The organism is Novosphingobium acidiphilum DSM 19966 (assembly GCF_000429005.1).
Taxonomy (GTDB): Bacteria; Pseudomonadota; Alphaproteobacteria; order Sphingomonadales; family Sphingomonadaceae; genus Novosphingobium; species Novosphingobium acidiphilum.
In genome coordinates this window covers 151,939-164,876 of sequence record NZ_AUBA01000002.1, presented here as the reverse complement: position 1 = coordinate 164,876, position 12,938 = coordinate 151,939, and the positions used below count along the sequence as shown (strand labels likewise).

9 protein-coding genes are annotated in these 12,938 nt (G+C 64.4%); 2 read left to right on the top strand and 7 right to left on the bottom strand.

The genetic code is table 11. From position 1 onward, the window contains the following. Window positions 1-9 precede the first annotated feature (9 nt). Together G404_RS0102205 and argE are read right to left on the bottom strand one after the other, a co-directional pair. Window positions 10-1,242: a flavin-containing monooxygenase gene (locus tag G404_RS0102205; RefSeq protein WP_028639634.1), complete on the bottom strand. Its 1,233-nt coding sequence runs from the start codon at window positions 1,240-1,242 to the stop codon at window positions 10-12. A 72-nt stretch (window positions 1,243-1,314) separates the two neighbouring features. Next, window positions 1,315-2,490 carry an acetylornithine deacetylase gene (gene argE, locus G404_RS17785; protein WP_036520034.1) on the bottom strand — a complete coding sequence of 392 codons (1,176 nt, stop codon included), beginning with the start codon at window positions 2,488-2,490 and terminating at the stop codon, window positions 1,315-1,317. Between the two features lie 181 nt (window positions 2,491-2,671). Here argE and G404_RS0102195 point away from each other — a divergent pair, with 181 nt between their 5' ends. Both G404_RS0102195 and G404_RS0102190 read left to right on the top strand, forming a co-directional pair. Next, complete coding sequence (locus G404_RS0102195; protein WP_028639633.1) at window positions 2,672-3,856, top strand: acyl-CoA dehydrogenase; 1,185 nt, start codon at window positions 2,672-2,674, stop codon at window positions 3,854-3,856. Beyond that, complete coding sequence (locus tag G404_RS0102190; protein ID WP_028639632.1) at window positions 3,853-4,989, top strand: CaiB/BaiF CoA transferase family protein; 1,137 nt, start codon at window positions 3,853-3,855, stop codon at window positions 4,987-4,989. Before G404_RS0102195 ends, G404_RS0102190 begins: the two co-directional genes overlap by 4 nt. 5 nt (window positions 4,990-4,994) lie before the next feature. Here the strand turns inward: G404_RS0102190 and G404_RS17780 are convergent, their stop codons facing one another. From G404_RS17780 to G404_RS0102165, 5 genes are all read right to left on the bottom strand, one after another. Next, entirely contained in the window at window positions 4,995-6,419 is a 1,425-nt protein-coding gene (locus G404_RS17780; protein WP_169719673.1) for an efflux transporter outer membrane subunit, read from the bottom strand. Beyond that, complete coding sequence (locus G404_RS0102180) at window positions 6,412-7,563, bottom strand: efflux RND transporter periplasmic adaptor subunit (protein WP_028639631.1); 1,152 nt, start codon at window positions 7,561-7,563, stop codon at window positions 6,412-6,414. Before G404_RS0102180 ends, G404_RS17780 begins: the two co-directional genes overlap by 8 nt. Then, window positions 7,556-10,750 (bottom strand): efflux RND transporter permease subunit, encoded by a 3,195-nt coding sequence (locus G404_RS0102175; RefSeq protein ID WP_028639630.1) that lies wholly within the window; start codon window positions 10,748-10,750, stop codon window positions 7,556-7,558. Before G404_RS0102175 ends, G404_RS0102180 begins: the two co-directional genes overlap by 8 nt. Window positions 10,751-10,824: 74 nt before the next feature. Continuing rightward, window positions 10,825-12,231, bottom strand: a complete 1,407-nt coding sequence (locus tag G404_RS17775) for a sensor histidine kinase (RefSeq protein ID WP_051280043.1) — start codon at window positions 12,229-12,231, stop codon at window positions 10,825-10,827. Beyond that, window positions 12,228-12,908 carry a response regulator transcription factor gene (locus G404_RS0102165; protein ID WP_028639629.1) on the bottom strand — a complete coding sequence of 227 codons (681 nt, stop codon included), beginning with the start codon at window positions 12,906-12,908 and terminating at the stop codon, window positions 12,228-12,230. The genes G404_RS17775 and G404_RS0102165 overlap by 4 nt, the downstream gene beginning before the upstream one ends. Window positions 12,909-12,938: the final 30 nt, after the last annotated feature.

Sequence of the window (12,938 nt, the reverse complement as noted above, 5' to 3'; positions counted from 1 at the left end):
GCGGGCTCCTCAGGCGGCGACAGGCGCGGCGATATGGTCGGCAAGGTATGCGGCGTCATGCCACACACCCCAGATGAACGCCGAAGCCCGGCGCGACAGGCCGGGCAGGCCCAGGAAATACAACCCCGGCACCGGGCTGATGCCGCAGGTGTGGCGCGGCGAACCGTCAGGGTTGAACACCGCGCAGTCGATCCATCCGAAATCAAAGGCATAGCCGGTGGCCCATACCACCGATGTGATCCCGGCGGCGGCCAGATCGAGCGTTGTTGCCGGATCCGCGATGCAATCGGGATCGGGGCCGATCCGATGCGCCTCCGGCTCTGGCGGCAGGTCCAGCCCTGCGCGCAGCGCATAGGCATCGGCTTCGCGCAGCGTGGCCAGATAATCGGCATCGCCCGCCGCGATGGTGGCGGGCAGATCGTCGGCAAAGGTCAGCCGGCCTTCGGCAAAGCCGGTGGCGCGGCCGACCAGCGTGATCCCGGCGTGGCCCAGCGCGCGAAAATCCACGGTGTGCCCGCCATGCGCGCCGCTGACCGCGATCGTCACATGCGGTCCGCCGGTTTCGACCGGCTTTTGATCCCATTTGCCCAGCACGCCCAGCCACCACACGAAATCTCGCCCGCGATAGCGCCGCGGTGGCCGGCTGTGCGGCCCCACCGCCAGCCAGGTCCTGCGCCCCGCACGGTTCAATTCGTCGGCAATCTGCACCCCCGATGATCCGGCGCCGATCACCAGTACGCCGCCTGCGGGCAACTGGCCGGGATTGCGGTAATCCGCCGAATGGATCTGAGTCATGCCCGCCTCTGCGGGGATCAGCGGCGGGATCACCGGATTGTGAAACGCTCCTGTCGCCACGATGACGTTGCTGGCGGTCAGCGTTTCGCCGGCGTCGGTCTGCGCCACGAAGCGCCCGTCGGCACCGCGCGCCACCTGCGTGATTTCAACCCCGGTGCGGACCGGGCCGCCAAAGCATGCGGCATAGCGTTCCAGATAATCGGCCACTTCCTCCTTGGGCGCAAAGCCGTCGGGGCCGGTTACGGCAAAGGTCTGATCGGGAAAACGGTCGTGCCAGGCCGGGCCATTGGCCACCAGCGAATCCCAGCGCCGCGTTCGCCAATGTTCGGCCAGGCGTGCGCGTTCGATCACCAGGTGCGGTCGGCCACGCCGGGTCAGGTGCGCGCTGGCGGCGATGCCCGCCTGTCCGCCGCCGATGATCAGCGTTTCAACGTGTTCGCCGTGCATGGCGTGCCATTCCCCTGCGTGTGTCGTGCCGAATATACCGCACCGCCTGGTTTGGGCAAATAACGAAAACCGTCAGTCCTGGATCGGAAAAGCTGAACCAAGCCCCGCCTCAAGCCTGTCGATCAGTCGTGCCAGCATCGCATCGCAGCGCGCCAGTTGATCCTCGGTCACAAATTCGTCGGGCTTGTGCCCCTGGTCCATCGATCCGGGGCCGCAGATCACCGCCGGTACACCAAGCGTCCGGGCAAACAGCCCACCTTCGGTGCCGAACGCCAGCTTGATTTCTGCCCCGTTGTGCCCCGACACCGCGCGCGCCAGCGCCAATGCCCCGGGATGGCGCGTGTCGAGACCGGGATAGGTGTTGATCGTTTCGATCGTGATCGCACATTCCGGAAACCGTTCGCGCCAGGGGGCGACGATGGCTGTGGCACGGCTGCGGATGTCGGCCTCGATCGCAGCCACATCGTCGATCGCCAGATCGCGGATCTCGAATTCCAGCGTGCAGGTTTCGGGCACGATGTTCAGCGTTTCGCCGCCCCGGATCGTGCCGACATGCACGGTGGAATAGCCGACATCATACGCCGGATCGGGCGCGGCGCGCGCGATCAGATCGTTCTGCACGTCGCGCAGGGCGCCTATGAAATCGGTGGCCAGATAGATCGCGTTCAACCCCTGCGGTGTCAGTGCCGAATGCGCGGCGCGCCCGGTAAAGGTCACGCGATAGGCCGATTTGCCCTTGTGCCCGCTGGCCAGTTTCAGGCCCGTCGGTTCACCAATCCACACCAGCAGAGGGCGCACTGGCTGCGCCGCCAGCACCGGCAACAACGAACGCACCCCGACACAGCCGATTTCCTCGTCGAACGAAATCGCCAGGTGCAGCGGCGTGCGCAACGGGCGCAGCGCCGCGATCCGCACGGCATGGATGGCCGAAGCCAGAAACCCCTTCATGTCGGCCGTGCCGCGCCCATAGAGGCGCCCATCCTCGGCACGCAGCACAAACGGATCGTGGCGCCAGTGTTGCCCCGCCACCGGCACGACATCGCTGTGTCCCGACAGCACCACACCAGGCACATCATGCGGCCCGACGCTGATCCACATATTGGCGTCGGGCCCGTCGTCGGTTGTCACAACATGCGCCCCTGCCGGTTCGACCAGCGCCCGCACGTAATCGACCAGCGCGCGGTTGCCGCTACGGCTTACGGTGGGAAACGCGATCAGGCGTTCAAGGATTGTGCGTGTGTGTGGCATGATGTCCGGTCTGCGCCGGATCGGGGCATGGGCGCAAAGGATTTTTTTGGTTGCCGCTGGTGCCTGCAGGTCACCATGGGGTGTCCTTTAAAACACTTGCCCGCCCAATTGCGCGCGCGTAACCGCCCAACTGAGCACCCCGATTGCGGGGCGGGACCGTATAGCAAAAGGCAGCGACGCCATGGCCGGCATGACCAGGTTCGATTGGAGCGACCCCTTCTTCCTCGACGCGCAATTGACCGAGGAAGAGCGCATGATCCGCGATGCGGCCAAGGCCTATGCCGAGGACAAATTGCAACCGCGCGTGATCAAGGCGTGGAGCGACGAGACCACCGACACCGGCATCTTTCGCGAAATGGGCGAACTCGGGCTGCTGGGGCCGACCGTGCCCGAAACCTATGGCGGGGTCGGCGCGTCGTACGTTGCCTATGGCCTGATTGCGCGCGAGATCGAGAAGATCGATTCAGGCTATCGCAGCATGATGAGCGTGCAGTCGAGCCTGGTGATGTTTCCCATCTACAGCTTCGGTTCGGAAGAGCAGAAGCACAAGTATCTGCCGGGGCTGGCGCGGGGCGAACTGATCGGCTGTTTCGGCCTGACCGAACCCGATGCCGGATCGGACCCGGGCGGGATGATCACGCGCGCGGAAAAGATCGATGGCGGCTATCGCATTTCGGGCGCCAAGACGTGGATTTCCAACGCGCCGATTGCCGATGTGTTTGTGGTCTGGGCCAAATCCGATGCGCATGGCGGGGCGATCCGCGGTTTCGTGCTGGAAAAGGGCATGGCCGGGCTGGTTGCGCCCAAGATCGCCGGCAAGCTGAGCTTGCGCGCGTCGATCACCGGCATGATCCAGATGGACAATGTCGAAGTGGGTGAAGATGCGCTGTTGCCCCATGTCGAAGGGCTGAAGGGGCCGTTCGGTTGCCTTAACCGTGCGCGCTATGGCATTTCGTGGGGGGCATTGGGCGCGGCCGAATTCTGCCTGCATGCCGCGCGCCAGTACGGGCTCGATCGCAAACAGTTCGGGCGGCCGCTGGCGGCGACGCAGCTGTTCCAGAAAAAGCTGGCCGACATGATGAGCGATATTGCGCTGGGCCTGCAGGCCAGCTTGCGCGTCGGGCGGCTGATGGACGAGGGCCAGTTTGCGCCCGAAATGGTGTCGATCGTAAAACGCAACAATGTCGGCAAAGCGCTCGATATTGCGCGGATGGCGCGCGACATGCACGGCGGCAACGGTATTTCCGAGGAATATCAGGTAATGCGTCACCTGGCGAACCTGGAAACGGTCAACACCTATGAAGGCACGCACGACGTCCATGCGCTGATCCTGGGGCGGGCAATCACCGGCATCGCGGCGTTTTGACCGTGACGCCGCTGGCCGGGCTGAAAGTCGTCGAACTGGCGCGCGTGCTGGCGGGACCGTGGGCCGGGCAGACGCTGTCCGACCTGGGCGCCGAGGTGATCAAGGTGGAATCCGCCGCCGGCGACGACACGCGCACCTGGGGCCCGCCATTTGTCGAATATGCCGATGGCAGCCGCGATGCGGCCTATTACCATGCCACCAACCGGGGCAAACGCTCGGTCATTGCCGATTTCGCGACACCCGAAGGCCAGCAGGTGGTGCGCGACCTGATCGCCGACGCCGACGTGCTGATCGAGAATTTCAAGCTGGGCGGGCTCGCCAAATACGGGCTGGATTATGCGAGCCTGTCGGCGATCAATCCGCGGCTGATCTATTGTTCGATCACCGGGTTCGGCCAGGACGGACCCTATGCCCCGCGTGCCGGGTATGATTTCATCATCCAGGGGCTGTCGGGGATCATGGACCTGACCGGCGATCCTGCCGGATCGCCGCAGAAGATCGGCGTTGCCTTTGCCGATATCATGACCGGGCTTTATGCGGTGATCGCGATCCAGGCCGCGCTGGCCGCGCGTGCCAAAACCGGGCGCGGCGATCATATCGACATGGCGCTGTTCGACGTGATGGTCGGTGTTCTGGGCAACCAGGCGCTGAACTATCTGGTGTCTGGCATCAGCCCGACGCGGATGGGCAACGCGCATCCCAACGTGGCACCCTATGCGGTCTATCCCACCGCCGACGGCTGGTTCATCCTTGCGGTGGGCAACGACGGACAATTCGCCCGATTCTGCACGGTGGCGGGCTGCCCCGATCTGGCCAACGATCCGCGCTTTGTCGGCAACACCGCGCGGCTCGACAATCGCGAAGCATTGGAAGACGCGATCCGCGCGGTGACCCGCCGGTTCATCCGCGATGACCTGTTGGCCCAACTGGCCCAGGCCGGCGTGCCCGCGGGCCCGATCAACACCGTGGCCGACGCCTTTGCCGATCCGCAGATCGTGGCGCGCGGTATGCAACTGGCGCTCCATGCCGATGACGGCACCCCGATCCCGGGCGTACGCACCCCCATCCGCTTTGCCGGGATGGACCTGGCGACAGACAAAGCTTCTCCGCGCAAGGGCCAGCACGGGGGGTAGAGGGGTTATTTGCCGCGCGGCACGCCGCACCCGCCGCACGCCAGTTGCAGCGATGCGCCGGTTTGCAGTTGTTCGACCCGCGCCTGTTCGGCGCGGCGGCGTACATCGAGTTCGGTCGCCTGTGCCGTTACAACATCCAGAATGTTCGCCACGCCCTTGACATAGCGTTCATAGGCCAGGCGTGCTGCGCTGTCGGCCGAACGCGCAGCGCGATCTTCTGCGGCCACTTGGTCGGACAGGCGCGATGACCGCGCCAACCCGTCTTCGACTTGTTGAAACGCGGTCAATACGGTGGCGCGATAGTGCGCAGAGGCCTCGCGCCATTCGGCTTCGGCCTGGCGTTGGCGCGCCCGACGCCGCCCGCCGTCAAACAAGGGCAAAACCAATTGCGGCCCGATCGACCAGAACAGATTGGGCGTTGCGGCAAGCCCCGCCAGGGCGGTTGCTTCCGTGCCCCCGGCTGCCCCGATCGCGATCGCAGGAAACCAGGCCGCCCGGGCAACGCCGATTGCGCGGTTTGCCGCATAGACCCGGCGTTCGGCAGCCGCAATGTCCGCGCGCGCCTGTAGTACGTCTGCGGGCACCACCGCCGGGACCGCGAGCGGCCGCATCAACGGCACCTCGATCGGAATGTCGAAGCCGCTGGCGGGAACCCCCACCAACGTGGCGATGGCATGTTCTGCCACCGCCCGGTCCCCCCGCACGCGCGCCAACTGTGCCTGCGTGTCGGCAAATTGCGCGTCGATGCGCCCGATATCGATCCCGCTGGCAATGCCCTTGACGAACCGCAGCCGAACGATCCTTGCCGCATCGCCATAGGCTTTGACTGCACTGGCCAGAATTGCAACCTGCGCATCAAGCCCGCGCAAGTTGATGTACGACGAGGCCAGTTGCGCCGACAACGCAAGACGCGCGTAGGCAAGATCATCGGCGCTGGCGTCGGCCTGTGCGCGTGCTGCCCGCGCCCGATCGGTCAACCGTCCCCACAGATCGAGCTGATAGCTTGCCAGCCCGCCCGCGGTTTCCGCGCCGTAGAGATCGGGCTGGTTGGACCCGCGCAGCGGGCGGTCATTCGACTGACGATTGGCCGACAGGTCGATATTCACCCCGATCTGCGGCTGGGTGTCGGCATGGACAATTCCATATTCCGCCAGTGCGGCGTCATGGCGGGCGACCGACTGCGCAAGCGACAGATTGTCCGCCAGCATTCGGGTTTCGAGATCATCGAGTGTCGCATCGCCAAACCCTTGCCACCAGCGCGTGTCGCGATCGGGGTGGCCGGGTGTCGCGGGGATCCAGCGCTGGCCGTCCGCTTCGCGAAAGGTGGCGGGAATGCTGACCGCTGGCGGCGCATATGCCGGTGCCTGGCTGCAACCGGCCAGCAGCGCCAGCACCGGCAGCAGGCCCGCGCGCGGGCAAAGCTTAGCCATGCGCGGCCACCCGCACCGTGTCACCATCCTGCAGCGAATCCGGCGGACTGTCGATGATCCGCGTCGCAGCCGACAGCCCGGCGGTGATTTCCACCATTGACCCCATATCGCGGCCGATGGTGACCGCGAGCATGCGAACCCGCCCCGCGCGGTCGACCGTTGCAACACGCGTGCCGCCACGCAGGATCAGCGCGCTCGCCGGGATGGTCACTTCCCCAGCGGGCACCGGCAGGCGGAAGCTGACTTGCGCAAAACCGCCCGGCTTCAACCGCCTGTCGGCATTGTCTGCCAACAATTCGACACGCAAGGCGCCGGTTTTGGTGTCGACCCCGCCCGATTGGCCGATCACCCGTGCTGCGAACACCCGCCCGGGCCACGCGGGAACCGAAAGATCCGCCACCAGTCCTTTTGTCATTTGCGGGGCATAGCGTTGCGGCACATCGACGTAGACGCGCAAGCTGCGGTCATCTGCCAGCGCGAACATCGGTTGCTGCGTGGTCGCACCCGGCCCGACGAGGTCGCCGATATCGGCGTTGCGCAACGTGATCACGCCGGCAAATGGCGCGGACACGGTGCTATAGGCTTTGAGTGCAAGCAGGCGCCCCAGGCTTGCCCGGGCTTCATCGACGCCCGCCGCGCGTGTTGCCGAATCAGCGGCCTTCTCGTCGGCTTCCTGGCGCGATACTGCGGTGGATCGCAGCAGGTCCTGCCAGCGCGCCGAGGTGGTGCGCGCCAGCATGGCCTCGGCGCGGGCCCGGACGAGTGCTGCGCGGGCCTGGATGATCTGCTGGTCGAGCTCGGGCGTATCAATCCGGCCGAGCGTTGCGCCGGTGACCACCCGGTCGCCGATATCGGTATACCAGGCATGGATATATCCAGGCACACGCGCAAAGATCTTCGCCTCGGTCCACGCTTCGATGGTGCCGGGCTGGACAAGCGTTGCGTTCGCTGCGGTCGATCTCGGGGATATCAGCCGCACCGTCGGGGTGGCTTGCGCGGTGGACCATTGCTGCGCGCCGTAGCCATCATGCATGCGCAGGACCGAGCCCACCAGCACGATGACCAGCGCCGCCGCGCCGATCGCGATGCCGGCGGCGCGCAAACCGCGGGGTGGAGGATTTTGCAGGGGCGAAATATCAGACATGCAGCGAGGCTCCGTCCCGCGCGTGGCGATGGATAAGGCTGAAGACGACCGGTACGAACACCAGCGTGGCGATTGTTGCAAAGACCAGCCCACCGATGACAGCGCGTCCCAGCGGGGCGTTCTGTTCGCCGCCTTCGCCCAGGCCAAGCGCCATCGGTGCCATGCCGATGATCATGGCGAGCGCGGTCATCAGCACCGGACGAAACCGTGTCGCGCCCGCGGCCAGCGCCGCTTGCAGCGCGTTGCCGCCTGCCGCCAGTTGTTCGCGCGCAAAGCTGACCACGAGCACCGAATTGGCGGTTGCCACCCCCATGCACATGATCGCACCGGTCAGCGCCGGAACCGAGAGCGTGGTCCCGGTCGCAAACAGCATCCAGGCGATCCCGGCGATCGCAGCCGGCAGCGCCGAGACAATCGCCGCAGGATCGGACCAGCTTTGGAAATTTACGACGATCAGCAGATAAATCAGCACAATTGCGCCCGCCAACCCCCAGCCAAGGCCCGAAAACGCGGTGTTCATGGTCAGCACCTGGCCGCGCAGCTGGACATGCGCACCACCGGGCAAACTGGCGGTTTCATGATCGAGAACACGCTGGATATCACCGGCCACCGCACCCAGATCGCGGCCTTGTATCGTGGCATAGATATCCAGTGCTGGCTGCACCGCGTAGTGCGAGATGACGGCGCTCGTCCGTTCCCGATCGATCGTGCCGAGTGCGCCCAGCGTTTGTACCGCGCCCGCCACGTTGCTGCCCACCGGGACATTGGCCAGCGCGGACAAACTGTCCGCGCGATATTGCGGGGTCTGCACCACGATCGGATAGGACACGCCGTTTTTCGGGTTTAACCAGAACGCGGGCGCGGTCTGCAGGCTGCCTGCCAGGTTGACCGACAACGATCGGGTGACATCGCCTTCGGTTATGCCCAGCCGATCTGCCTGGCTCCGGTCGATATTGACCGCCATGCCGGGGTAATTGCTCGCCTGCTGCAAATGGGCATCAGCCAGGCCGGGGATGCCGCGTAGCCGCACAAGCAGATGATTTGACCAGGCTTCATTGGCCGGCAGGTCGGGCCCGGTGATCATGATGTCGATGGGTGCAGGCGCGCCAAAGTTAAGGATCTGGCTGACGATATCGGCGGGAAGAAACGAGAATGAGGTGCCCGGGAACGCGCGCGGCAAACTCTCGCGCAGACGCTTGACCCTGTCGGCTGAAGGGCCGTGGCCTTCGCGCAAGGTCACCAGAATGTCGCCATCCTGTGGTCCGATGCCGCCGGTGTTGGAATAGGCCAGGTTGATGCCCGAAACCGGCATGCCGATATTGTCGACCACCGAGGCAATTTCCCCGGGGGGCAGGCTTGCGCGGATCTGTGCCTCGACATGATCGAACAACCCGGCCGTTTCCTCGATACGGGTCCCCACCGGCGCCCGAACATGCAGGCTGATCTGTCCGGAATCGACCGCCGGAAAGAAATTGCGGCCCAGAAACGGCACCAGCGCAAGCGATAGCACCACAACCGCAGCGGCGCCCCACACCACATGACGCGGGCGTGCCAGCGCGAGCGCAAGCGCCTGCATGTACCAGCGACGAAGTGCTTCGAACCGCGCTTCGAAGCGGTGCTGGAACTTTCGCAGCGGATTGTGGGTCTGCGGGTGGCCTACTGCGGCATCGTGCGCCGCCATCTGATTCGACGTATGTGCGGCCGCGTGCTGGCGCAGCAGATAATTGCCCATCGTCGGCACCAGGGTGCGCGACAGCACGAACGAGGCGATCATCGCAAACACCACCGCCTTGGCCATGGGCGCAAACAGGAAACCCGCCACGCCAGGCAAAAAGAACATCGGCACGAAGGCAATGCAGATGCACAGCAGGCTGACCAGGGCCGGTTGAACGATCTGCGCTGCACCGTCGAGGATGGCCGCCTCGACCTGCTTGCCCTGTTCAAGGTGCCAGTTGATGTTTTCGATGGTTACCGTCGCATCGTCGACCAGAATGCCGACTGCCAGCGACAACCCGCCCAGGGTCATGATGTTCATGGTCTCGCCCGTAACGGCAAGTCCGGCCACCGCGGCGAGCACCGCCAACGGGATCGATATCGCGATGATCACGGTCGATCGCCACGACCCGAGAAACAGCAGGATCATTATGCTGGTCAGCGCAGCCGCAATCACGCCTTCACGGATCACGCCCGACACAGCGGCCTTCACAAACAGCGACTGGTCGGCCAGCGCCGCAACATGCAGGTCCTGCGGCAGGATCGGGCGCAATGTCGGCAGCAGCGCCTTGACCGCATCGACAATCGCGATCGTTGATGCGCTGCCCGCCTTGAGTACCGTCATCAACACCGCCCGTCGCCCGTCGACCCGTACCACGTTGGTTTGCGGGGGCGATCCATCGTGCACATTGGCGACATCGCGCATGGTGATCGTCGCGCCGTCCTGGGTTCGGATGGGCAGATTGTTCAGATCGGCGATGGCGTCGGGACTGTTGTTCAGCCGCACGGCATATTCATAAGTCCCGATCCGTGCCGAACCCGCAGGCACGATCTGGTTCTGCGCTGCCAAAGCCGCGCCGACATCGGCGGGGCTTAGTCGATGGGCGAACAGTGCGACCGGATCGAGATCGACCTGGATCTGGCGCACCCGGCCACCATAAGGCGTGGGAATGGCGGCGCCTTCGACCGTTGCAAGCGCCGGGCGAATGCTGTTCTGGCCGATATCGAAAATCTTTTGTTCGGTCAGGCTGTCCGACGATAGCGCCAGTTGCAGGATCGGAACGGTCGAAGCGTTGTAGTTCAGGATCTGCGGCGGGGTGATGCCGGGCGGCATCTGCTTGAGCACCGTTTGTGAAATCGAGGTAACCTGGGCGGTGGCGGTGCGGATATCGACCCCGGGGCGGAAGAATATCTTTACGACACCCACCCCCGTCAGCGACTGGCTTTCGACATGGTCGATATCGTTGACCGAGTTGGCCAGCTGTCGCTCATAGAAATAGACCACGCGTCCGGACATGTCGCTCGGCGGCAGACCATTATACGTCCACACCACGGCGATAACCGGCATGCGGATATCCGGAAAAATGTCAGTGGGCGCGCGTAACCAGGCAATTGTTCCGCCAAGCACGATCAGAATTGCCATGGCCACGAATGTATAGGGTCGGCTCAGCGCGATCCTGATCAAATGCAGCATGTTTACGGGCGATCCGATTCAACTTGGCCAAAGCCACTGGTTGATCAAGGCTATTGAACCGCGCGCACAACCTATCAAATGAAATGCAATTTATTGGCCGGGTCCTGTCGCGGGCACGTTATGCTGATGATCAGACCCGGGGCTGCGTCGCCCAGCGTCATGGCAAATCCGTGCAGTTGGACGATGGCTGCGACCAGACTGAGGCCCAGCCCGGATCCGGCAGCGCGACTTGCGGTCGATCCGCGCCTGAACCGACCCAGCACCAGCGCGCGTTCGGTCTCGGGGATGCCCGGCCCGTCGTCGCGCACTTCGATGACCACCCGATCGTTTGCCGTTGTCACCGAAAGCACGACATGCCCGCCCGGTCCGACGAATTTCAAGGCGTTTTCGACGAGATTGCTGATCACTTCGAGCAGCAGCGTCTCATCGCCGACGATGATCTGACCATAGGCGCCATGCAGCGAAACATTGATGCCCTGTTCTTCCGCCAGCGGCTCGTAAAGTTCGGCAATGTCGGCAAGCAGCGCCATCGGATCAACCGGTGCAAACCCCGATCTGCGGCCCGATGCTTCGAGTTCCGAAATGCGCAGCAGCGCGTTGAACCGCCGCAGGACCTGATCGACATCGGCAATCGCATCGGCCACCACCGATGCCATCGGACCATCCTGATCGGGTCCGCGTCGCGGCGCCAGCGCCTGCAATCGTTGGCGCAAGTGTGCCAGCGGCGCGCGCAAGTCGTGTGCGATTGCGTCGGTTGCACCTTTGACCTGTTCCAGCAAACGTTCGATCTCTTCCAGCATCGCATTGACCATTCCGGCGATCAGATCGAGTTCGTCGCCACGCGGGGTGACCGGCATGCGCAAGCCCAGTTCGCCCGCCGCAATTCGGCGCGCCACATCGCGCACTTGTCCGACACGGCGCAGCGGTCCGCGACTGAGCAAGGCACCGGCCAACAGTGCGCACACCATTATCGCGATCCCGCTGGAGATCGTGATGGCAAATATCCGATGCCGCAAATCGATGATCTGGGTGATGTCGCGCGCCACTTCGATGCGTTCGCCATCGGGCAATTGTTCAACCTGCGCGCGCACCGGCACCGGCAAGGCGGGACCCGCAGCCACCTCGAACGCGCCGCTTGCACGCGGAACAGCCGGCAGCGCGAAATTTCCCGCCCTGATCCGACCGTCGGGTCCGAGCAGTGCATAGAAATTGAGGCCACTTGCGCTATTGGCAATCAGGGCATCGATTTCGGCCGGCAGTTTTGCTGCTGGCAACGCGGTCAACCGGTGCATTTCATGCGCCAGCACCTGATCGGTGCGCGACGTCAATGCCCGCTCTGTCAGCGCCGAGGTGACCCCGATCATCGCGACGGCGGCCACGGTGAAGACAACGCTGAAGCCGACAGTCAGGCGAAAGACGATCGTATGGCGCACATCGGGAAACCGTTTGGTCAGGCTGCGGAAGCCCCGCACTGCCATCATCCCGCGATGTCCAGGCGGTATCCTTCGCCCTTGATTGTCTGGATCGGTGAAGACCGTCCAGGCCGGTCCAGTTTGCGGCGAATTTTGCCGATATGAACATTGATCAGGTTGTCGGCGGGTTCGAAAAAATAGCCCCAGACCTGTTCGAAGATCATCTGGCGGCTGATCGTCTGACCGGGGTGGCGCGCCAGAAATTCCAGCAGGCGAAACTCCTTGTGCAGCAGCGGCACCTGTTCCCCCGCCCACCAGGCCTGTCGTTTGATCAGGTCGAGTTCCAGCTCGCCGATGCGCAGCATGGCATCGGCGGGATAATCATGCCCGCGTCGCAGCAAAACCTCGACGCGCATGGCCAGCTCGTCGGGCGAAAACGGCTTGACCATATAATCGTCGCCGCCGGCCCGCAGGCCGGCAATACGCTGGTCGACGTCGCCCATCGAACTGACCACCAGCACCGGCGCGGTCACTTGTTCGGCGCGCAATCGGCCAAGCAAGACAAGCCCGTCCATGTCCGGCAACAGTCGATCGAGCGTGATCACATCGAAACGTTCAGCCTGCGCGCAGGCCAGCCCTTCGCGCCCCGTCGCGGCATGGCGGGTGGAGTAGCCCTGTTCGGATAGCCTGGCGAGGATGATTTCGGCGGTGGCCGCATCATCCTCCACCACCAGCACGTGGGTCATTGCGTTCCCCTAAACCGCGCGGGGCCCGGT